Annotated in this window: 20 protein-coding genes; 8 read left to right on the forward strand and 12 right to left on the reverse strand. The window is 46.1% G+C overall.

From position 1 onward, the window contains the following. Positions 1–65: 65 nt before the first annotated feature. Both ACLVWU_RS05170 and ACLVWU_RS05175 read left to right on the forward strand, forming a co-directional pair. The gene (locus tag ACLVWU_RS05170; RefSeq protein ID WP_413577857.1) at positions 66–578 is read left to right on the forward strand and encodes a hypothetical protein; all 513 of its coding nucleotides are present in this window, start codon (positions 66–68) and stop codon (positions 576–578) included. Continuing rightward, a complete protein-coding gene (locus ACLVWU_RS05175; RefSeq protein ID WP_413577859.1) occupies positions 575–1,666 on the forward strand; it encodes a hypothetical protein in 1,092 nt (363 codons plus the stop codon). The genes ACLVWU_RS05170 and ACLVWU_RS05175 overlap by 4 nt, the downstream gene beginning before the upstream one ends. A gap of 54 nt (positions 1,667–1,720) precedes the next feature. Here ACLVWU_RS05175 and ACLVWU_RS05180 read toward each other — a convergent pair whose 3' ends face one another. Further along, the gene (locus ACLVWU_RS05180; RefSeq protein WP_413577860.1) at positions 1,721–2,416 is read right to left on the reverse strand and encodes a hypothetical protein; all 696 of its coding nucleotides are present in this window, start codon (positions 2,414–2,416) and stop codon (positions 1,721–1,723) included. A 21-nt stretch (positions 2,417–2,437) separates the two neighbouring features. Continuing rightward, positions 2,438–3,745, reverse strand: coding sequence for a hypothetical protein (locus ACLVWU_RS05185; RefSeq protein ID WP_413577862.1), 1,308 nt, complete (start codon positions 3,743–3,745; stop codon positions 2,438–2,440). Between the two features lie 210 nt (positions 3,746–3,955). On the opposite strand from ACLVWU_RS05185, the gene ACLVWU_RS05190 reads away from it, so the two are divergent. The 3 genes from ACLVWU_RS05190 to ACLVWU_RS05200 all read left to right on the forward strand — a co-directional run bounded on the left by ACLVWU_RS05190 (position 3,956) and on the right by ACLVWU_RS05200 (position 5,399). Next, the gene (locus tag ACLVWU_RS05190; RefSeq protein WP_413577863.1) at positions 3,956–4,384 is read left to right on the forward strand and encodes a hypothetical protein; all 429 of its coding nucleotides are present in this window, start codon (positions 3,956–3,958) and stop codon (positions 4,382–4,384) included. 77 nt (positions 4,385–4,461) lie between these two features. After that, the gene (locus ACLVWU_RS05195; protein WP_413577864.1) at positions 4,462–4,905 is read left to right on the forward strand and encodes a hypothetical protein; all 444 of its coding nucleotides are present in this window, start codon (positions 4,462–4,464) and stop codon (positions 4,903–4,905) included. A 107-nt stretch (positions 4,906–5,012) separates the two neighbouring features. Beyond that, positions 5,013–5,399 carry a hypothetical protein gene (locus tag ACLVWU_RS05200; RefSeq protein ID WP_413577865.1) on the forward strand — a complete coding sequence of 129 codons (387 nt, stop codon included), beginning with the start codon at positions 5,013–5,015 and terminating at the stop codon, positions 5,397–5,399. Between the two features lie 59 nt (positions 5,400–5,458). Here ACLVWU_RS05200 and ACLVWU_RS05205 read toward each other — a convergent pair whose 3' ends face one another. From ACLVWU_RS05205 to lpdA, 8 genes are all read right to left on the reverse strand, one after another. Next, complete coding sequence (locus ACLVWU_RS05205; RefSeq protein WP_340599303.1) at positions 5,459–5,731, reverse strand: hypothetical protein; 273 nt, start codon at positions 5,729–5,731, stop codon at positions 5,459–5,461. Positions 5,732–5,880: 149 nt separating this feature from the next. Next, positions 5,881–6,315 carry a hypothetical protein gene (locus ACLVWU_RS05210; RefSeq protein ID WP_413577866.1) on the reverse strand — a complete coding sequence of 145 codons (435 nt, stop codon included), beginning with the start codon at positions 6,313–6,315 and terminating at the stop codon, positions 5,881–5,883. A gap of 131 nt (positions 6,316–6,446) precedes the next feature. Further along, entirely contained in the window at positions 6,447–7,298 is an 852-nt protein-coding gene (locus ACLVWU_RS05215) for a radical SAM/SPASM domain-containing protein (RefSeq protein ID WP_413577868.1), read from the reverse strand. A 141-nt stretch (positions 7,299–7,439) separates the two neighbouring features. Continuing rightward, a complete protein-coding gene (locus ACLVWU_RS05220; protein WP_413577869.1) occupies positions 7,440–9,632 on the reverse strand; it encodes a hypothetical protein in 2,193 nt (730 codons plus the stop codon). 107 nt (positions 9,633–9,739) lie between these two features. Beyond that, complete coding sequence (locus tag ACLVWU_RS05225) at positions 9,740–11,137, reverse strand: hypothetical protein (RefSeq protein ID WP_413577870.1); 1,398 nt, start codon at positions 11,135–11,137, stop codon at positions 9,740–9,742. Positions 11,138–11,151: 14 nt separating this feature from the next. Then, a complete protein-coding gene (locus ACLVWU_RS05230; RefSeq protein ID WP_413577871.1) occupies positions 11,152–11,874 on the reverse strand; it encodes a hypothetical protein in 723 nt (240 codons plus the stop codon). Between the two features lie 286 nt (positions 11,875–12,160). Further along, positions 12,161–12,967 carry a hypothetical protein gene (locus tag ACLVWU_RS05235; protein ID WP_413577872.1) on the reverse strand — a complete coding sequence of 269 codons (807 nt, stop codon included), beginning with the start codon at positions 12,965–12,967 and terminating at the stop codon, positions 12,161–12,163. Positions 12,968–13,126: 159 nt separating this feature from the next. Beyond that, positions 13,127–14,536: a dihydrolipoyl dehydrogenase gene (lpdA, locus tag ACLVWU_RS05240; RefSeq protein WP_413577874.1), complete on the reverse strand. Its 1,410-nt coding sequence runs from the start codon at positions 14,534–14,536 to the stop codon at positions 13,127–13,129. A gap of 324 nt (positions 14,537–14,860) precedes the next feature. Here lpdA and ACLVWU_RS05245 point away from each other — a divergent pair, with 324 nt between their 5' ends. Beyond that, the gene (locus tag ACLVWU_RS05245; RefSeq protein ID WP_413577875.1) at positions 14,861–16,249 is read left to right on the forward strand and encodes an alpha/beta fold hydrolase; all 1,389 of its coding nucleotides are present in this window, start codon (positions 14,861–14,863) and stop codon (positions 16,247–16,249) included. Continuing rightward, on the forward strand, positions 16,249–17,022 hold the full coding sequence (locus ACLVWU_RS05250; RefSeq protein WP_413578767.1) for a transglutaminase domain-containing protein: 774 nt from the start codon (positions 16,249–16,251) through the stop codon (positions 17,020–17,022). Before ACLVWU_RS05245 ends, ACLVWU_RS05250 begins: the two co-directional genes overlap by 1 nt. Positions 17,023–17,051: 29 nt before the next feature. Here ACLVWU_RS05250 and ACLVWU_RS05255 read toward each other — a convergent pair whose 3' ends face one another. Both ACLVWU_RS05255 and ACLVWU_RS05260 read right to left on the reverse strand, forming a co-directional pair. Next, entirely contained in the window at positions 17,052–17,840 is a 789-nt protein-coding gene (locus tag ACLVWU_RS05255; protein WP_413577877.1) for an SDR family NAD(P)-dependent oxidoreductase, read from the reverse strand. A 7-nt stretch (positions 17,841–17,847) separates the two neighbouring features. Continuing rightward, entirely contained in the window at positions 17,848–18,258 is a 411-nt protein-coding gene (locus tag ACLVWU_RS05260) for a DoxX family membrane protein (protein WP_413577878.1), read from the reverse strand. Between the two features lie 131 nt (positions 18,259–18,389). Here ACLVWU_RS05260 and ACLVWU_RS05265 point away from each other — a divergent pair, with 131 nt between their 5' ends. Beyond that, positions 18,390–20,072: a methyl-accepting chemotaxis protein gene (locus tag ACLVWU_RS05265; RefSeq protein ID WP_413577880.1), complete on the forward strand. Its 1,683-nt coding sequence runs from the start codon at positions 18,390–18,392 to the stop codon at positions 20,070–20,072. The last annotated feature ends 42 nt before the right edge of the window (positions 20,073–20,114 follow it).

A 20,114-nucleotide genomic window follows, 5' to 3' on the forward strand; every position in this document is an offset into this window, starting at 1 on the left:
CTAGGACTGCGGCGCTTGTAAGAGTAGGGCAAGTCGGCGGAGTGAAGTATCTGATATGATAAGACATGCGAAATAGAGTGCGTTCTTTACTTCTGACAATGGTTTTGGCTTCCTTTTTTTCATTTCCGGGGCAGGCATTGACTGCGACGCCAGCAAAAGTCGATGGTCCGATCGTAAAAGTCTTTAAAGAAAAATACCTTCCAAAGAATCTTGCGAAAATTGAATTGGGTATTACTGATAAAGCGCAGGTTTTGGCGCTTTTAGGTAAACCTTTAAAAACTGAGCCTTCGCTATTTTTCTATGACCTTGCCGGGCACCGCTTTGACACAACGATTGAGCTTAAGAACGACAAAGTTCACTCCGTCTATTTCTCAATTCCCATCGGCACAGTTCAACTGAAAGACATTGAATCTCTATTTACCAAAGAGCAACTTCAGTCATTTAAAACTTCATCGGTTCCTCCCATCGGGCATGCAGCCGGACGGGAAGGGCAGATACGCATCGAAAAAGAAAAACTTCTTTTGACGATCAAGAAAACTAAAAACTCTTCAATAAAGTCGTACTTCCAGAGCCTATGAATAAAATCATATCACTATTCTTTATTCTGCTAAGCTCAAGTGCCTTCGGTCATCCCGGTGATTGTCCTGGTCCTCATGCTGATCAACTCAAAAATCTAGGGAAATTTGCAAGTGAGGTGAGCATTCTGGGGGAACACTCTGCTTCAGATGCAAATATTGCATTTGCCAATTGCAGATCAAAGGTGTTGTCTGATCAAGAAACCGAGAAATGGTTGGAAGACTTCGCAAAGGGCGACAGTACGGATGATGACAACGAGCATGGAATTGATTTTAAGAATCAAAGCAAAAAATTGCTGGAGATATTCGATACGCTGACAACTTTGGATCGAGACATTATTAAGACTAGATACGAGTTCCAGTCTAATTGCAATACGGTGATTTGCGCTGCTAAAGAAATCTTTGGACCTTCAGTTGGACCTAAGATGCTATACATGATGGCCAAATTCGGATTGAATGCCTCGCCTTATCAAGTGAACGCAGAGCCATGGTCCAAAGAGGAACTTGAGGTGTCATTGCAGGGAATTGAAGACCTTCCCCCGGGGACCTTGCCGTTCGAAGATAACAAACGATTTGCGCGCTTTCCGCGTGGTAAAACCTATACAGCATATACGGAAATGAATGGCTGCGTACAAGCAAACTCGGTGATGGATTTCTTTGATTGTGGTTTTAATTTTGGTCGAGAAAACTCAATTCAAACAGCTTTCCATGAGGCTGCACATTATATTGGCGATGAATTAGGGCTTGATGAGATGTCCAAATGGAGAGAGCTATCTGGTTGGGAAGTTGTGAATCGACCTAATGGAAATGGCGGTGTTGACAGCTATTGGGAACCCACAAAGATCCAATGTATGGTTTCAACCTATGGATTCACCAATCCAATAGAAGACTTCTCCGAAAGTATGGTTGCATATCGTTACAACCCTGAACCCCTAAAGAAGAACTGCCCCGAAAAGTATAAATTCCTAAAAGACTTAGTATTCCGAGGAATCGAATACACCGATCCCAAACTCTGCGAAAACAAAAAGATCGACGGCAGTCTGACAGATTCTCTGAAGTGGCATCTAAAAAAGATTAAGTATCAATTCTAAAAAGAAAAGGGAGCAAATGCTCCCTTTTTTAATTCTACTAGATGAGAAGCGCAGCTACTGCCCGCACTGACACTCTTTATACAAACAAGACAAAACCTTGCCATGGTTGTTAAACTGAAACTGGAAAATCTTGTTATCGTGCATCTCAAGCGAAGCCGATGAATCATCTTTAAGCTTCAATTCCATTTTCTTTTCCACACGAGTCACTTTCCCAGTCGACAACAACTTTTCAATCGTGTCTTCAGGTCCCAGTGGAATTTCCTCTGGCAGATCCTGAGCATCCAGTTTGTAGTACTTCACGATCTTTTTATCTTTGGAGTTCGTATTGTCATCACCGATCACATGAATGCGGCGTTTGGTGCCGTTAGGAAGATCCACGTGATAGTTTTCCAAAAGTACCGTTTCGGATTTTACCCCAAGGCTTTTGCGAAGGTATTCCATCAAAGCTTCCGGAGTAGCTACAGCTTGCGCCGCGATTTCAGGAGCACACGCACGCAGAGACTCGTTGAAGTTATCTTTACCGGAATCAGCCACAACAGCCGCAGTTCCAGCCTCGCCATACAATGTGCTATCCATGTGAGTGGCCGCAGCCATCGCGCCTGGCGATGGTTGCTGGTCAGTCACTGCACCGTGCAGGAGTTCCTGTTTTTGTGGGAATAAAATATGCAAAAAGTAATAGTCAGCCGCAAAACCAAGTGCGATTAGAATCGCAGCCCAAATCAGCCAATGTTTTAACTTTATCTCGTCCATAGTTCCTTTTAATCAGTTCCTTTAATCCTGTTTCAGATTCGGAACCCAAACATCCCATGATTGACAGCTTCTTGCACGCTGCGAAGGTCCACGGAGCTGGCCCCAGCGGTATTGGCCGTCATCCATGGGGTTGTTCGAGATGAGGCCTGCAAACAGTCTACGTTTGAACTCAGCCAAATCCACATACTGACCGGAAAGATACTCAGTAGTGCAAACCGAAGTGCCATCAATACCAGTTGCCGTCATTTTGCGAGTTTCGTTAGCCATGGTTTCGCCAATAAATGGGAAAACCTTGTTCAAGCGAACGCGCATATCCAAGCTTAGCTCTGCCGCATTGTTGGCTAAAACCAATTCGCGATATGCTTTTCGCAAAGTCACATAATCATCAAAAATACGCTGATCGCGGGAAGGTGTAGAGTAAGTGTCATACTCAGCATAAGCCATGCACTTGCGAGTTACGCGCAAAGCATTCAAACCATCATTCACCGCACTCACGCGGCCTTGCAAACCTTGGCAGGTGACTTTCATCAAACGCGCCATCAATTGCTCATCCGTTTCGCGACGAAGTGCCAAGCGACCTTGGGAGTATTTCACCCAGCGCTTCAATGGAACTTTGTATTGCTCTTCGCTGTAGCCTGGAACTTTCCAAACGGGCTGACCGATGTACTCTGCCGGTCTCCAGTAACGGAAGCCCGCATTGCCCGCTGGCGTTTGATCGCCCTCGAAAACCCATTCAGGATTTGGCCAGGATTGGCGTTCTTGCAACATCGCACTGGATGTCGCACCGATAGTCGAATTGTAAACCAAGTGAGGCACACCGATGGCCAACATCTCTTTGATCGTCCAAGAGTGGTGATTCACCGCAGTTGTCAGAATCAAAGAGCCCGCACGAACAGTGTTGCGTGAAATCGCAACAGGGTAAGTGTCGTTCGGAAGCGATTTCGTACTGGTCATGTTGTAGATATAAACCAAAAAGTTTTTTACGCGCGCGGCTTCGCTTTGACGATCCCAGCGAGCCATTTTGTTGGAGATTGTTCGTCCCGAAGCTGTGGGATCTTGAATCACGAAGGGCAATTTATTTTCATAAGCGAAAATTAATCGCATCGAATAAACTGTGTCTGCACAATCAGTGCGTAGTCCGTAGTAGGGATTGCTTTGTCCATTCGGCAGGCGCTTGCGGGCAAAGAAATCGGCTTGCCAGTCACTCTCGACCCACTCGGAAAAGCGGTCTTCCCAAGTAGGAGACCACTGGTTCACTTCTGTCCACACAGCAGAGTGGGCGAAATTAAAGGAAACTAGAACACCAAGAAGCAAAATCAAACGTTGCATAGAATCTCCGAAGATCATCGAACATTACCGCACAAAAACGTATATTGCGGCTTTTTAAGATTCAAACAAAATGCCCCGCGGCCAAAGTTTGCTTCGTGTCATAAAACTCGGGCGAGTGCGTATTGAAATTCAAATTGGGGATATTAAAATAAAAAAGGTCAGCAAAAGCGGTTTACTGCCGGTTTACGGGCGAAAGTATCTGGAGGAGTCATGAAAAACTTGAAGTGGATTTTGGGTCTTGTGTTCCTTGTGGGGACGGCAAACGCAGCCATTCGAGAAATCCCGGTCAACAGTGGGCGCAGCCTGCGGGCCCAGGTCGACACCTACCTTGAGCTTCTGCAAAAAGAACTCAACATGTCTAAGAGCAATAAAGACCGATTCCGCGCCATTCGCCGGGTGACTGACGAAATAAAAGTCGTTCGTGAAAATAATATGCCCCAATCAGCCCAAGACGAGGCTTACATGGACCTTTTGTTAACGGTTTTTGAGTCAGTGCCATCAGAAACAAATTTCAAAAAAGGTGACTGTTCTCGCTACGAAAATGAAATTTTAAATCAGTATGAGCCCACAGCGGATATAGAGCCCATAGAACCAGCAGTAAAGCCTGCCTGGAATGCTCTGACTGTACTGTGTAGATAATGCCCTTGTGATTTTCGCCTAAATACCTTATCTCCTTGGGGGAGTTTAATCTTCAGCCTTTTACGAGGGGATTTAGAGTGAAAAAGATTGTTTTGATGATCGCAATGTTGGTGTCCACTTCAGCGTTTGCTCAAACCAGCACACCTGAATTCGTCGACACTTTGGTGGATACAATCAATGAAAACCTGGCAGTGATCAACAAGTCCCGTGCGCAAGCCGGTGACACTCAGTACTGCCAAAATCTGAATCAAAAACAAGTGAACGTTCTGGCTTCCTATTTCCAACGTAAAGACGGTACTTGGAAAAACCTAAACGCAGTGAATGCGCAATCATACATCGAGCTTGCCGGAGCAAAATTGAATTGCTTCCCAAAACCTTGCAAAGACTATAACGACCTGGTTCACGGTATCTGCAATATGAAAGCCTACAAAATGGATCGCAACTTGATCCGTGGTGCCCTTGAAGAAATCAAGGGCGGCAAAGTTTACGTCAACACGACGATGGACGAAGTAGCTCGCTAGTCGTTCAGCACCTTTATTGACTCTCCGTTATCCAATCCCTGTGTTTTCCCTCTGGTCCTTGTTTGCATCACTCACGAGTGAAACGATCAAGGCAACGGAGGTACACCATGGATTTTGGAGCCATACTAACGACGCTTCTTTCAGGCTTGGCAGGCGGTAATGTCGCTGGATCCCTGCTTAAAAAACTCAATCTGGGTCCTGTCGGAAATTCCATAGCCGGAATCGTCGGGGGTTTTCTTGCGGGACCGGCCGTAACAAATATGGTTAATCCCATGTCTCAAGGTGGGGAAGTCTTCGCCAATATCGCAGGCTCCGGTGTCGGGGGTGCGGTTGTGATGATTCTATCGGGCCTTGTGAAAAACTGGTGGGACAAGCGTCAAGGTCAGACCAAATCTTCAAGCTATAGAAAAGATCAGGATGTTTCCCAGTCCTATACAAAAACGCCGCCGCCTCCTCCTAAATCAAGAGATTATCAAGAGGGGCCTCGTCCTTAAAAAACAAAGGGAGCCTTGGGGCTCCCTTTTTCTTTTTTGCTAATAATGTTTTGGTTAGACTAGTAACCAAGAATGTCGACGTAAGTGATGCCTTTAGCAACGCTTGAAGAAACTTTCGCGCGTTGGCCTTTGATCACGATGCGACCATCAAGGAATAATTGTTTAAACGTCGTGCGAGTGATGTTGAACAGGTTCAAATTCTCTTTTTGATTGCGAAGAGCATTCAATAGAACCACATCCAGGCGCTTTGCTGAACGGTGAAGTTCGATCGTCACGCGAAATGATTTTGGGGGTTGCGGTGGAACGTGATTAACGCCTGCGTATTCTTCCATGGGCTCTCCAGATTGAAATAAAGCAGGAAGATGCCACGAGAGGGACGCATTTGTCCATGTTCTTTGGGGTGGGCAGCCCCTCTTGGCGAGGAGCCCTAAAGATCTTACAAAGAGCCCAACTGCTGGCGCAAATCAGTGCCAGAGGGGCCTTAGCGATAGATCAGGCGTTCAGAGCACACGAACGCGAGCTTCATGCCTTTTTTCAGAGACAAAGCTTTCTCTAGTTTTGGAGAGATGCTGACTAGCTTAACGAATCTAACTTCACTGACGGATTCTTCAGACCAGTTTTCTTCATCGTGAAGTTCGTGTTTTTCAATTGTGGTTTTGGAAACGGTTTTAAAAACCAGCTCGCTGTTCACGCCGTACTCTTCAGCGTTTTGAACGCCATCAAAGCTTGTGAATCTTTCCTCAATCTCAAGGCCTTCCGCTTCTACCGTGTAAGGCATCGTTGGTACGCCCATATGGCTTACGCGGATTTCCGTGCCATTAGCTCGGATAGCTACGCATTCGCCGTCCATGCTGATGCCAGCGAAAGCAGTTGATGAACCGATAAGGATCGTAAGAGCAGCGATAAGATTTTTCATAAAGTCTCCATTAAGATGTTTGTGTTCGTCTTCAATGGAGAGGGTTATACGATGCAGTGACGCGCTGTGTAAATTAAAAGGTTTCGAAGGGTTTGATCTAAAATTTGGATGGAATCGCCCTGTAGAGCCGTTTAATTGAATCTGGTGATGTATTGGCAGCGCTGGCAAAGGTTTTCAACCAGCTTGTTGTCTTTAAAGCCTTTAAGAATGGCCTGGGACCGGTCGGAGCCGAGGATATCCAGTACCGGGGAGTCTTTCACGTTGCCCAATGGAATTTTGCCTTCTTTGTCCAGACAGCACGGAACCACAGTGCCATCGGCAAGCACGCCAAAGTGGCTGGAAAGCCCATAGCAAGTGCCTTTGGTGCCCAGCAGGGGTAGGTCCACCGAAGGCCACGTGAACTCGGTATCGAAGTGCAAATACAGACGATTTTGAATGCGCACGCTTTTGTTTCGGCGCACGTCGATGGCTTCGTTAAAGTTAAAACCGAATTCAGTGCACACGCGATCCAGCATGGATCTGTTGTGTAACCCTGTGCCCATGGGATCGTCCAAATTCCACAGGCGATAGTTGATATATAAATCAGGGCGTTCTTCAAAAGCCCGGCGTGTGTAGCGGAAGATTTTGTTCAAATAAATCGTCGGATCTTTGTCGCCATAGTTGTCGTGAAAGCTGTGCAAGGAAAAATTCACTTGGCGCAGGATTGGATTTAGCAATAGCTCTTCGCGCACTTCATTCATCAAGACGCCGTTGGTAACTAGAAACACCGGCACCTGGTGAGTGGAGCAAATCTCGATAAACTGCGCAAGCTTCGGGTGCACCAACGGGTCGCCCATCAAGTGCAATGTCACCTGATCGGTGAGGGGAGCCACTTGGGAGACCACAGACTCAAAGGTCTCAAGGGTCATCATCTTCTTTTCGCGTTCCACAGGCGGACAAAAGCTACACTGCAAATTGCAGACGTTGCTGATCTCGATATTCACCTTGTGAAAGCGTTTGGTTGGTTTGATGGTGAGTGCCTTTTAAGTGGGTTTGTGATGCGAAGACTTACCTGCGTATTAGTAAATATTCAAGAGTGTTATAAGCTATTTGGAATCTTTAGGGGGCAGGTCCTGAGACAAATACTAATAGGCTTCCATGGTTTTAAGCAGGGGAGAATTGTCCCCTGCAGGATAAAGGCGGTCTTTACCGATTTTAGCTTCGGCATCGTCGATGTCCCGCAGAAGTTCCTTTTGGCGCTTCAGCATATCTTCAATTTGCTTGTCTGTAAGATTGTCGCCGACGACGCGTCGCCAATCCTCGGCAGTGGTTTTGCGAACTTTTTCGACGATCTCTTTCTTGGGAACGAAGGCATTGATTTCCATTTGAAGTTGGGAGGCATCTTCCTTCAGAAGTGTTAATTCCTGTCTAAGCTTTACTGCTTTACCAGTTCCACTCGATATTTTCTCTGAAATCTCTTTTTGTTTTGCCAGGTTTCGTTCCAGTCTTTCAACATTGACGTTAAAGTAGTAGTACGGCACTGAGCCGTTCACTCTTTGAAATGACAGGCCGTGATCAATGGCAACTATTTTGCCATCACTTTTTTGCAGATAATTTCGGCCGTGGCGGTCTGGGTTGGCAGTAAGATAGTCGAAGAAACCCAGTTCGGCTGGAGCACCTTCGTAATCTTCATACTTGGAAAGCTCTTTCAAATCCTTCACCCGATACTGAACTGTGCCTGCAACTCCATTGAGCTCTTTTTCAACAGTTACGGGAACTGACTTTAATCCCAGATACCTGTCTACCTGGTAGGCTGCGACCTCTGCTTTGGCGTCAGCAACACCAGAGGAAGATTTCGCGGGCTTCCAGACGCCTTCAATACCACTTTTGTATTTCACAAATTTTGCGCCGGAAATTCCTTCGCCGACCGCTTTGTGCGAAACAATGGTGTCATCGGTGAGCTGTTTTTCAATAGCAGTTAGATTCTTTTGGGCGGGTGCAGAAGCCGGAACTTTTGCCGCGGTACCAGCTGACTTTTCAGCATTTTCTTTTGCTTTGGCGACGGCTTTAAGTTCGCGTTCTTTCTGCAGGGAGGTTTTGATGTTTTTTGAAAGCTCGCCGATCATCCCTTGAGGAATAGTTCCCATTGCCATCAGCGAAGCGGATAACAGACAATTGTCTTTTTCAACTTGCGCGGCACTGGGTGCACTGACGCAGGAATTGGCTGTTTTCAAATCAGATAACTTGTTGGTGAGGCAGGCTTGATGCGTGACCGCAGCCATACTTGCAAAATCAGCTCCGATTGCTGCCGTTCGCAGGATATTCATGCCATTCAAAGAGACCATTCCCGTAGCGCGAGCCAATGTCGAAGTTTCAAAAGCGCGGGCAGTGAAGGCGCCTACTTTTCCGACTACGGCAGCGCTACCACTTAAAAGTAAAGAGCCCACCATGACGCTGTTGTTTAAGTTGTCAGCTCCCTCGCCGTAGCGGGCGTTGGCATGACAGGCGACGTTTTCAAGTGCTGAATTTGCTTTTAGGACCGCGGCACTTAAGGCAGGATCCGTTAGCAATTCATTACGGGCCGTGCGATCAAGGCCTCCAGCTCCCTGTTCTTTTAGAGTTTGCTCCAAAGTCTTGCGATTTTGTTCCAAGGTACTTTGGGTTGATGAATAGGCTTGGGCTAAATTCTTTTGCAATTGCGACTCATCCATTTGTTTGGATGAGGTCGCATATTCTTCGATAAGTTTTTTTATCGCTGGGGAGCCCGAAAGTGGAATGGCGCTAAGGACTGCTTGGTAGGATTGACGATAGCCGATCCATTCTTTACAGGCTTTATAGCTTGCACCCTTAGTTGTGCCTTTTGGATACTGCCCCTCGAGGGCTTCGAAGCTTTGCGGACACACTGGTGTTGACAGTGTTGGGTCACTGACAATTTTTTTACCCAGCTCCTGGGCTTTCTGTTTCGCGAATCGTGCGATTGCAAGTTTCGACTTTAAGTCACTCGTGGAGAAGTCTTTTTGAATGTCAGCCGCAGCGGATTTTGCGTAGTTGCTGGCACATTGAAGCTCTCGACCTTGCTGTTCTGCGAGCAGAACAAAGTATCGATCCTCATCACCGAGTGCCATCGACTGGCTGATCTTTCCCAACTCTTTGGAGGACTTATTTATGCTTTCAGAAGCCGGATCGCAGAGTGGATCTTTTTCTTTAGAATCAACGGGAGCGCACTTTTTTCCGGTCATTTTGTAAGCTTGTTCCGAAAGGGCTTCCAGCGGACCAGCGTGAGCAGGTCCGGTCAGATTAAAAATCAAGCAAAATAAGAGTGAAAAAGAGTTCCGCATCCAAGGGAACTCTTCGGAATAATGATTCTTTAGATAAACGTATGAGGTGTCTTATTTTGAGAATGAAATGCTCAAATCTTCCGGTTTTAAAATCAGAACTCCCGGTACTAAAGAGCCTCAAGCTTTTTCGACCACATAAACGGGAGGATTCTTTTGAACTTATAGTCTTCGAACTCTTTAGCGCGCTTCCATTTGCCCTTGGAAACTGACTGCATCATGTAGCCTTCTGGGGATACACCTAGAATTCGACCGTTGCCAAGCATCGTCCAACTGGTCACGCCTGGATAGCGATTCTTGATCTGCAGTTCGGAGCTGTTTAGGATTTCGTTTTCGGAATAGACGAACTCTTTAATTTCATCACGAATCGTATAGACCTTGCCATCGTCATTTAGAATGGCATTCGATGTATCTTTGCCCAAAAGTTGTGGCCAGAATGAAACGGGATTCAAAGCTGAAAAACTGAACTCGTGGAATCTGCCTTCTTGCAGACACTTCATTTGTTTCGGGAACAGGAAGCAATACCCCAAATCAAAATTGATATCGATCAACTCGTTCATCTCCCGGCGTTTCAACTTGCGGTAGTTATCCACCAAGCTTCCTTCAAGCAAAGGCCATTCCTTTGTGAAAAGATACTTGGACACCTCGCCGTTTTTAAAGAAAATATAAGGTGTTCCCAGTCTGCTGGTCATTACCGAGATTTCATCGGTGAATTCTCCCAGCGTCGTTTCGTTGCCGTCATAGAAGGAAATATTATTTTGGGTATCCTGCAGAATGGCTCCACTGGATAGCTCCATCGGCAGAGTGTTAAATCTGTTAGTCATATCAAGTACGATATTGCTGCGCGCTTCATCGCGAAGGGCTTCGTTCTTGGCACCTTTATACGTATACAACATTAAACCTGTACCGATGCCGTAAGATCCTTGCTCTTGATACGAACTATCGCATGCATAGATATCGAAGTTGAACATGCCCTGAATGCATTGTTGGTGAGGAAATCCATCAATGTGCCGTGCTTCATGCACCAGAATATGCGCTACGTAAAGTGGTGTGTAATCGTGGATGTTGACGTGATTACAGATGTACATGCGATTTTCAGTTTCGTCGGATTTGACATAACCTAGAGCGCCTTGTTCGCATGTGTAATCGTTAGGCCAGGTAATGTGGATTTCCTTGATTCGGTTATTCAAAAATTTTGTCGGACCCTCTTGGCTGATCAGTGTGGCGTAACGTGAGGGCAGGTTCTTCGGTGCCGGAATCTTTCTTAGGAATTGAACTCCCTCAGCCACCGCTTGGAAGGCGCCGCCCACGCAAGCATCTTCAAGTTCAAAGTCCTTTAGGACTTCTCCATCTTCATCAAGGTGAGAAATTTTAAACTGCGAAAGAGTTTTGCTCAGTGAGTCTTTGTTGACGCATTCAGCAGAGTTAGCACTCAGGGCGGGTGTCCCTAATAGCAAAGAAGCAATGAAAGAAAATACTATAATTGATTTGTCCATAGTAAGTTTCATAGTGAGTTCCGTCCTTACAAATGAGCTTCTTTAATCATTTCATTCATGGCACGGCCCAGTTTTCCAGGCTTGCCATCTTGAATTCCTCCAGCACTGATGCTGGCCAAAAACACTAAGGTACGATCGTTTTGTCCGTTGATAACTTTATTAAGTAAAGGAAGCACCTGTTGGGAATGACCGGTCATTTTATCCAGGCTTTCCAGACTTGTGATGCGCAGGCTCACTTCGAATTGTCGTTTCATGTTGCCGACGGAGTGCGGATCCTGTGTGTTTGCGAATTTCGGGATGGGTGTTGCTGCTATCTCGCCCAGCTCCGTCATGGCTGCAACACCGATTTTTGAAAGTAAGAATAGTGAGGCACGACGGGAGCTGCCATCCAGGTTTTGATTTGTGACGGCAAGACGAAGCAGATGCCTTTCCTGGAGTGTGATACGCGATGTATCCGTAAGCTCTGACGGGATTTCAATATCAGGTCTGTTAAAGGTGTCGGCAATGGCTTGCACTTGAATTTCAAGTCGACTGTTTTTATTTAGAATATTAATTGAAGATGATGACGTTACAGAAGGGATAGTCGATAAAGAAGGGCGCATGGGAACGGGTGCAGTTGTACGGAGTTGAGACAGCTTTGGAAGTTTCGCTGCCGCATTAGAAGCCGGGCCGGTTTTCGATTTAACAATCCAAAAGCCACCAACTAAAATAGCTAGAGTAAGTACTTGTAGCTTTCTATTTTGTAGCATACTTCATCTCCAATGCTGATTGTTCAGTTAGCGAAGACCTGTGGATTGGATCATTGTTGGCAAAAGCAATGCTTGATGCCAATAAATGTAAAACGACTGTAAATAGAATCAACAGGGAAGTGCTTTTACTTCGATTTGAGTGCCAACCAGTTTTCATGCAAATTGATAATTGCAATCGAAGGGCCCGTCTCAAATTGAGACTGAAGCCTGACGCATTGACGGAAGAGCAAAAAAAAGCCCCCGGGAATGACCCGAGGGCTGCATTTCGATATTTCTTTGGAGCTAACTAGCGTGTTCCCGGTACAGCATTATTGTTGTTGCTGTTGCTGCTGTTACTATTGCTATTGTTGTTACTTGAAGCTGGTGCACTGTCTTCTGATTCAGTATCAGCACGGAACTCTTTGCAGTAGCGGTCATTGAAATTGACCATGACATCTTTCATATTTGTAATAAGGTCAGAAGCCTCTTCTACGGATGCTTCCAGATCCAGGATGACATCTTTTTTAATCACTCCACCTTGTTTGTAAATCAGCGTGGCTGTGAGTTGCTGGGTGGTTTTCTTGCCATTACCCAAATATGCAGCTTTTGCTCTTTCCAAAAGCTCGTCTGTCGACAGTCCTTCTGCTTTTCCCTTTTCAACTGCTGCAGCTATTTCCTCAGGAGTACCCTGTGCTTGGCGAGTCGACTCTTTAGATGAGATACTGTATTTAGCGATACATTTTTGCGGAAAATCTTCAGCCGAGACTGTTTTGTTCACGGCTTGGAAAGTTTTCTTTCTTAAAGTTTCAGCATCAAGTCTTGCAACCGGTTGCTCGTTCTTTTTGGATTTCTTCTTTTTAGAAGGTTTCTTTTGAAGTGCAGAATCGATAACATTCGCTGCAATTTCTTCTGAAGATTCATTTACTGTGTTGGAATTTGGCTCGCTGTCGGGCTGAATAATTTTGCCATCACAGATCGCGACACCGTTATTGACCGTGAAAGTCGCGCCGTCTCTACAAGTGTATTTTTTGCCGTTCGTGACGACTACGTTTTCTGCGGAAGCGATAGAAAATGCCAGCGTTGAAGCGGCAATAAGTGCGATCTTTAGTTTCATACAGTCCCTCTTATAGACAATGTTAACAATAAGGGGGAAGGACCTAAAGTTTGTCATATGGAACTGGACCAAATTTAATACCGAATCGGTATCTTTAAGTAAAAAAAAGCCCACGGGGTCTCCGAGGGCTTTTTAATATTTTCGAAATTTAAGAAACGATTACATCTGACGAGCGCGTTTTTCAACTGCCAAGGCAGCTTCACGCACAACTTCTGATAGGGTCGGGTGGGCGTGGAATGATCTAGCTAGATCTTCGCTGCTGCCGCCGAATTCCATACAAACGATCACTTCGTGGATCAACTCAGATACACTTGGACCTACCATGTGGGCGCCCAGGATCTTATCTGTGGCTTTATCCGCGATGATTTTTACGAAACCTTCAGTAAAGCCCTTCGCACGAGCACGGCCATTGGCTAGGAACGGGAACTTACCGACGTTGAACTCGATGCCTTTTTCTTTGCATTGCTCTTCAGTCAAACCGACAGTTGCCACTTCCGGGTGAGTATAGATCACACCAGGAACGGTGTTGTAGTTCACGTGACCTGCTCCGCCTGCCAGCATTTCTGCAACTGCGACACCTTCTTCTTCCGCTTTATGCGCAAGCATTGGTCCAGCGATAACGTCACCGATGGCATAGATGCCAGGGACAGTTGTTTGGTAGTGGCTATCCACTGTGATGCGACCTTGAGGGTCTTTTTGCACGCCAACGTCTTCAAGACCCAAGCCAGTAGTGAAGGGTTTGCGGCCTGTTGCCACAAGCACCACTTCTGCTTTCGCCGTAGTGGCTTTTCCATCCGTCAAAGATTCGTAGGTCACTTCAACGCCGTCACCGACAACGTTCGAACCGGTTACTTTAGTGGAAAGAAGGAACTTCATTCCTTCTTTTTCCAAGTTGCGTTTAAGAACAGTCATGCAATCCTGATCAGTCGCACCACCCAGACGGTTGGTGTACTCGATCACTGTGACATCCGCGCCCAGGCGTTGCCATACAGAACCCAATTCCAGACCGATCACGCCACCACCAACAACGATCATTGTTTTTGGTACTTTAGGAATGACCAAGGCACCAGTGTTGGAAACGATTCTTTTTTCATCGTATTTCAAGAATGGCAATTCAACCGGAACAGAGCCCGAAGCAATCAGGATGGATTTTGTCGTCAACACTTGCGTGTTGCCGTCGTCACCTTTGACTTCAACTTTGCCGGCACCTACGATTTTACCGAAACCATTGAAACCAGTGATTTTATTTTTTTTGAATAGAAAATTGATACCATCAGTGTTGGCTTTAACCACTTTGTCTTTGCGACCCAGCATTGTATCAAGATCCAACTCTACTTTAGGAACTTTAATTCCGTGTGCAGCAAAATCATGTTGAGCCGCTACGTAGTGCTCGGAACTTTCAAGAAGTGCTTTGGAAGGGATGCAACCTACATTCAAGCAAGTGCCGCCGTAAGTTTTGTCTTTTTCAACAACCGCAGTTTTAAGACCCAGCTGTGCCGCACGAATCGCGCCCACATAACCACCAGGACCAGAACCGATAACAATAAGATCAAATTGATTGTCTGCCATAAATGTAAATTCCTTTGATGAACTCAGCTAACACTTATACGCATCTTAGCACCGAAGGTCACTTAGAATTCATGACACGCGTCATGATGAACTTGTGAAAAAGCAACGAATTATCAGGTACTTACGGGTTAAACCAGGAGTATGAAGGGTTGCCGGTGGCAACGAATGCCTGAAAGTCGGGGCGATCTCATTCTGAGACACTGATGTTTTGACAGAGTGGTAACAAAACTCGGCTTGGCTGGCTCACATATGTGACTCCATCGAATACAGCAGGAACATAAGTTGCAAACCTATTTCATAGATTAGATTTCTACAGGAGATTCTATGAAGTTCGCTATTGGTTTAGCACTTACTGCCGTGTTCTTTGGAAGCGCCTCTTTAGCCGCAGGCGTTCGATGCGAGCATGTCTTTGACGAGGCCGCTTTCCTAAAACAGGATTGGATGGATCGTCAGGAACTTCAATCGCAGAATCTTTCTCCAAAAGCTTCATACATGAAATCCCTGCGCGACCAAACAAACCTCGGCTCCATGGTTCGCTACTTTGATAAAGAATTGGATACCTGGGTTTATCATACGGCAAAAAAGACTTTCAACGACAAGGGTGAAATCCCATGGGTGGATCCTGATGCTCAGGCGGTTGTGGTGTACTTCCATGGTTCAGGAACAGCTGTGGGCGGTGGCGGTAACGGCACTCATTTATTGAACTCTTTGATTGACCATAAAATATCAGGAATTGCTTTCGATATGCCTTTTCACTCGAAGGGACCTGTTTCTAATGCTTTCCAAAATTCTGACTATTTCATGCGTTGGATCGATAAAATCGTCACTAAGGCGAAAGCTGCTGGTAAGCCGGTTTATCTGGTTGGACATTCATTTGGTCCCGACGTGATCGCAGAGTATATGTTTCGTCATCCACATGATGTCGATGGGGCAGTGTTGATGTCGCCAGCCTCCTTCAATGCCGAATTGAAGACATGGTACTGGGAGCACACTGATAAAATGCGCTTTGGTGGCAAGTATATTCCGGTATCTACAGATGGTGGAAAATGGTCCACAAACATGAGCAGTCAATTTCAATGGAATAAAACACGTGGCAAAAAAGATCCCACGGTTGAAAATCCGGATTTGAAAACTTTGGTTATCATCGGAGACCGCGAGGAATACGTTCCAGGACCGACCGGTGGTCGCCATCATCTGCCGACGGGGAAGAATACCTACGACGTGGAAGCAGCCCTTCGCGAACACCTTAAAAATTTCGATTATTATCCGGTGCCAGGTGCGGGCCATTACCTTTTCGATGCTAAAGATGCCTCTGGCAAAAGTCTGCTGACCAATTTAATCGCCAAGCACATTGGTACCTATACCGAGAACACGTCCCGTCAAAAGGAAGTTTCCCGTCAGGAATACTTACAGACGAAGATGGTCTCGGATAAGTTTTTCAGAAAATGGGCCGTGGATACATATGGCGACGGCATTTGGAAGTTTATCAATCATCTTCCAAACGAAACAGCCGTGAAGTCTATGATTTCAAACTATGAAGCTTATGAAGCGCAAGTTCGCGCAGAGCTTTACAATGACATTTTGAACACAGAACAAACGAATCCTTCATTCTATCGTGAAAATCAGAAGCTGATTGATGTCGCTCGTAAGAATGGTCAAGTGACCGATGCCCTGATCGAGAGATATTTCATCAAAATGCAGGGAGCTGAGTGATGAAGCTCCCGGCAAGATTGCTCGTTATACAGTTTGCTTTGGTATTCCTGCCGCTGGCAGGTTGGTCGGAGACCAATCCTAATCCAGCACAGTACGAGACGACTAATGGTGGATACGGTCAAATCGAAGACGGCGCCATCGTAGAAGGTTCCACTCGCCATGGTGGAATTCAGCCGGATTATACTGTGAATCTTAACGAAGAACCTTTAAAAACCCTGATGGAAACGGCGGCTAAGATCGGTAAGGACAAGTCGTTGGGATTTTGGGATAAAGTCGGCGCCGTGCGCAGTCTGGTGCGCGGGGATTTCTTTATCTATTACGAATACTACAATCCCTACTATCGACGTCTTCTAAAAAAGTATCGCGATAAAGGCGAAAAGGTCCCGTTGGCAGAGTACGGTGTTTGCGGAGCGGGTGTTTGTCGCGAATATGCGATGGTCTTTCACTTCGCTCTGAAGGCCGCTGGTATTCCGAACGATCACGCTTATGCGCACATCTATCGCGCCAGCAATTGGGAAGGCTTTGAACACTGGGAAGATCATGCCTTTAACGTCGTGAAGTATCGCAATCAGAAGTGGGTTGTGGATGCTTTTTACTGGGGCTTTAACGGATATCTTTTAAGTGATTTGATGTCTGAAAAAGGGATCACGGAACATTCGAAGACGGCACCAATTGCTGATCCTGGACCGGGCAGCCGTCGTATTATTCATATCAATGATTTCCCGGTGGTTTATAATCCTAAAGTTCCGCTTTGCCGGAATGTCTTTCACTAAAATAAAAAAGGGGATTTGATCCCCTTTTTTTATACCATCGTTTTAAGCAATCCACCATCAACCCGCATTGCGGATCCAGTGATCGCAGAGGCCTCGTCAGAGGCAATGAAGGCCACCACGTTGCCGATTTCCTCGGTGCGAATAAAGCGCTGAATAATTGAAGTGGGACGGGCGGTTTTGAAGAAGCCCTCTTCGACCTGTTTTTCGGTCAGTCCGTCTTTGTCAGCAAGTTGCTTCAGGAACGTGCCGACACCTTCTGATTTAGTCGGTCCCACCAAAACAGAATTCACCGTGACGTTCGTGCGTGCCGCAACTTCCGCCATTCCGCGAGCCAATGCCACTTGTGCTGTTTTTGAAACTCCGTAATGGATCATTTCAGTCGGGATCTGCATCGCGGACTCACTGGAAATAAAGATCACCCTGCCGCTGTTCTTTTTGATCATGCGTGGGAAATAGTGGCGGGAAAGTCTTGCGCCCGACATGAAGTTTCCATTCCACATTTTTTCCCAGTCTTCGTCAGTGATATCTGCGAACTCTTTGGGCTCAAAGATTCCGAAGTTATTCACTAGCACATCCACTTCCGGGAAGCGCTCAATAACTTTGGAAACTCCAGCCGTCGTGGTCAGGTCTGCGGCGACTCCATGAAGTGAAGCCTTGCTGGCACCGGATTTTATCAGCTCGTTGATCGCAACATTCACGCGCTCTTCGCTGCGGCCGTTAATGATCACGTCGAAACCTTTTTTAGTCAGACTTTGTGCGATCGCAAAGCCAATTCCCGCAGTAGATCCTGTGACCAAGGCCAATTTATTGTTACTCATAAGACACCTATTTTTTTCTGACAATAACGTCGATGGAGTAGTGGTTGTAGTTTAGGAAAAACAAAACAACCGTATAAAGCAGAATGTAGATCATCTGGATTCCAACGATCTCCCAGCTCTGAATCAGGCAGCTTCCCGCCATCAGCATGATCATAACTGCGAGTCCTGCAATCAGTGTCGGAAAAGTGAAAAGACCCAAAATTAACAAGAGTCCGATTGCCGCCTCAAGGGGAGGGATGGCATAGGCGAAAGCCAAAACAGACCATTGAGGCAGAGGAGCATCTTTAAAGGTGTCAGTGATCCAGGTAATAAACTTGCCGTAGTTAGAACCGAACCGAACGACCCCGTGAAGAAAGATGTTTATTCCCAAAGCGATTCTTAAAATTGAAACTGCAATATCCTGGTGATTCAGATTCATGGTGCCCCCTGCATCTATAGAATAGTAGACCTTGTTTCGCTAAGATCAAGGTCCAGTTGGTCTGGTCCCGTTGAGAGTTCTGTTAAAAAGCCGATAAAATACAGTAGCCGAAATTTCTCCTAGGGGAACATATGCAAAAATCAAAAAGTTCTTGGTTTAAAGGTATCAAAGGTCGCTTACTTTTAGTCGCCATTTTTCCATTCATCGCATTTGCGACGATCTTTGGATTTACATACAAGGGTCTCGATCGTTTGGGATTGTTATTGATGAGTGCTCACAATGAGATCATTCCAAATCTTGAAGCACTGGGCGAGATGAGAGTTTCCCAAAACCGATTCGGCTATCGTGTGTGGGAAGGCATTATCAACCCTGAAGACCGTCCTGAAGCTGTGGCTCAAGCTCGGGAAACATTGGCTAAGTTCGAAAAGGCTTACAAGACCTACACTGAAGCGCATTTTGCGGCCGAAGAGAAAGCCATGTATGAAGAGTACAAACATTGGTTTCCACAGTACACGAGTCTCGCTCATTCTATTCTTGGGAGTCTTGAGAAAGGCTCGGATGAAGCAATCACCCAGGGCCGAAAAGATCTGGATGAGACTTTGCACATTTACTCTGGGAAAATTGAAGAATTCAGTGTGAAAGTTTCCAAGTATTACAGTGAGCGCGCCCACGCAGAAGGTAAGGAATTTCTTGCTGCAAAAAATCAAATCATTAACCTGATTGTCCTGGTCACGGTTTTGGCGGGCCTGGTAATTACGGCACTGCAGTTAATCCAAGCAGCCAAAATTTCAAACGTCACTGGTGATGTGGCGGGAAAATTGGGCGAGGCAAACACCAAAGTTGTTCACTCAGTTGAGCAGTTGTCTGCCGCAGGCAATGCTTTGTCTCAAAGCTCTACAGAAGCAGCAGCTTCTTTGGAAGAAACAGTTGCGGCATTGGAAGAATTGACTTCAATGGTGCAAATGAACTCGGACAATGCCAAGCAAGCGGCATCCCTGGCTCTGACATCCCGTAATGAAGCTGAAAAAGGTGAACAAGAGATTACGTCCTTGATTAAATCCATGGAGGAAATCTCTTCGTCTTCCAAGAAAATCGAAGAAATTATCTCTGTGATTGATGATATTGCCTTCCAGACGAACCTGTTGGCCTTGAATGCGGCGGTGGAAGCCGCTCGCGCAGGGGAGCAAGGTAAAGGATTTGCAGTCGTGGCGGAAGCGGTTCGCGCTTTAGCGCAAAGAAGTGCTTCTTCAGCCAAAGACATTGAAAGTCTGATTAAGGTTTCCGTCCATCAGGTCGACAACGGCAGCAAGGTCGCGAATTCCAGCGGCGCTGTTTTGGCGAGCATTGTAGGATCTATTAAGAAGGTGTCTGATTTGAATAACGAGATCGCTGCGGCAAGTTCCGAGCAAACGACGGGTATTCAGCAAATCAGCAAAGCGATGAATCAACTGGATCAATCCGCACAATCAAACGCCGCATCTGCGGAAGAAATTGCTGCAACCACTTCAGAAATCAATCGTCTGGCGCAAACTTCACAAGAACTTACTGATGAGCTGGATAGTGTGGTGACGGGAAACACGCAAGCGTCGATTGCGACAGAAGTGGTCGCGGAAACTTCGGAATCAGTGAAATCTGTGAAAGTCGCTAAAAACTCCACAAAATCGCCGCCAAAACAAGTTGTAAGCGAAAGTAAGCACGCAGCTAAAGTCATCCCAATGAAGAAAGCTTCAGTGAAATCGGCATCGACTGCAGAAGAAATGATTCCATTCGATGATGAACCGCGCGCAAAGATCGGTAACACCGACGGCTTCTAAAAGGTACGCCGTACCTTTTTGGGGCGCACTGCGTCCCGGAAA

Origin of the sequence: Bdellovibrio sp. HCB290, from assembly GCF_047305925.1 — a bacterium.
GTDB lineage: Bacteria > Bdellovibrionota > Bdellovibrionia > Bdellovibrionales > Bdellovibrionaceae > Bdellovibrio.

Bases quoted from the DNA above. Each gene is read 5' to 3' on its own strand.
- ACLVWU_RS05255 (WP_413577877.1), bottom strand. From the start codon at position 17,840: ATGAGTAACAATAAATTGGCCTTGGTCACAGGATCTACTGCGGGAATT.
- ACLVWU_RS05175 (WP_413577859.1), top strand. From the start codon at position 575: ATGAATAAAATCATATCACTATTCTTTATTCTGCTAAGCTCAAGTGCC.
- ACLVWU_RS05205 (WP_340599303.1), bottom strand. From the start codon at position 5,731: ATGGAAGAATACGCAGGCGTTAATCACGTTCCACCGCAACCCCCAAAA.
- ACLVWU_RS05235 (WP_413577872.1), bottom strand. From the start codon at position 12,967: ATGAAACTAAAGATCGCACTTATTGCCGCTTCAACGCTGGCATTTTCT.
- ACLVWU_RS05185 (WP_413577862.1), bottom strand. From the start codon at position 3,745: ATGCAACGTTTGATTTTGCTTCTTGGTGTTCTAGTTTCCTTTAATTTC.
- ACLVWU_RS05200 (WP_413577865.1), top strand. From the start codon at position 5,013: ATGGATTTTGGAGCCATACTAACGACGCTTCTTTCAGGCTTGGCAGGC.
- lpdA (WP_413577874.1), bottom strand. From the start codon at position 14,536: ATGGCAGACAATCAATTTGATCTTATTGTTATCGGTTCTGGTCCTGGT.
- ACLVWU_RS05265 (WP_413577880.1), top strand. From the start codon at position 18,390: ATGCAAAAATCAAAAAGTTCTTGGTTTAAAGGTATCAAAGGTCGCTTA.
- ACLVWU_RS05190 (WP_413577863.1), top strand. From the start codon at position 3,956: ATGAAAAACTTGAAGTGGATTTTGGGTCTTGTGTTCCTTGTGGGGACG.
- ACLVWU_RS05220 (WP_413577869.1), bottom strand. From the start codon at position 9,632: ATGCGGAACTCTTTTTCACTCTTATTTTGCTTGATTTTTAATCTGACC.
- ACLVWU_RS05225 (WP_413577870.1), bottom strand. From the start codon at position 11,137: ATGAAACTTACTATGGACAAATCAATTATAGTATTTTCTTTCATTGCT.
- ACLVWU_RS05260 (WP_413577878.1), bottom strand. From the start codon at position 18,258: ATGAATCTGAATCACCAGGATATTGCAGTTTCAATTTTAAGAATCGCT.
- ACLVWU_RS05210 (WP_413577866.1), bottom strand. From the start codon at position 6,315: ATGAAAAATCTTATCGCTGCTCTTACGATCCTTATCGGTTCATCAACT.
- ACLVWU_RS05230 (WP_413577871.1), bottom strand. From the start codon at position 11,874: ATGCTACAAAATAGAAAGCTACAAGTACTTACTCTAGCTATTTTAGTT.
- ACLVWU_RS05180 (WP_413577860.1), bottom strand. From the start codon at position 2,416: ATGGACGAGATAAAGTTAAAACATTGGCTGATTTGGGCTGCGATTCTA.
- ACLVWU_RS05250 (WP_413578767.1), top strand. From the start codon at position 16,249: ATGAAGCTCCCGGCAAGATTGCTCGTTATACAGTTTGCTTTGGTATTC.
- ACLVWU_RS05170 (WP_413577857.1), top strand. From the start codon at position 66: ATGCGAAATAGAGTGCGTTCTTTACTTCTGACAATGGTTTTGGCTTCC.
- ACLVWU_RS05245 (WP_413577875.1), top strand. From the start codon at position 14,861: ATGAAGTTCGCTATTGGTTTAGCACTTACTGCCGTGTTCTTTGGAAGC.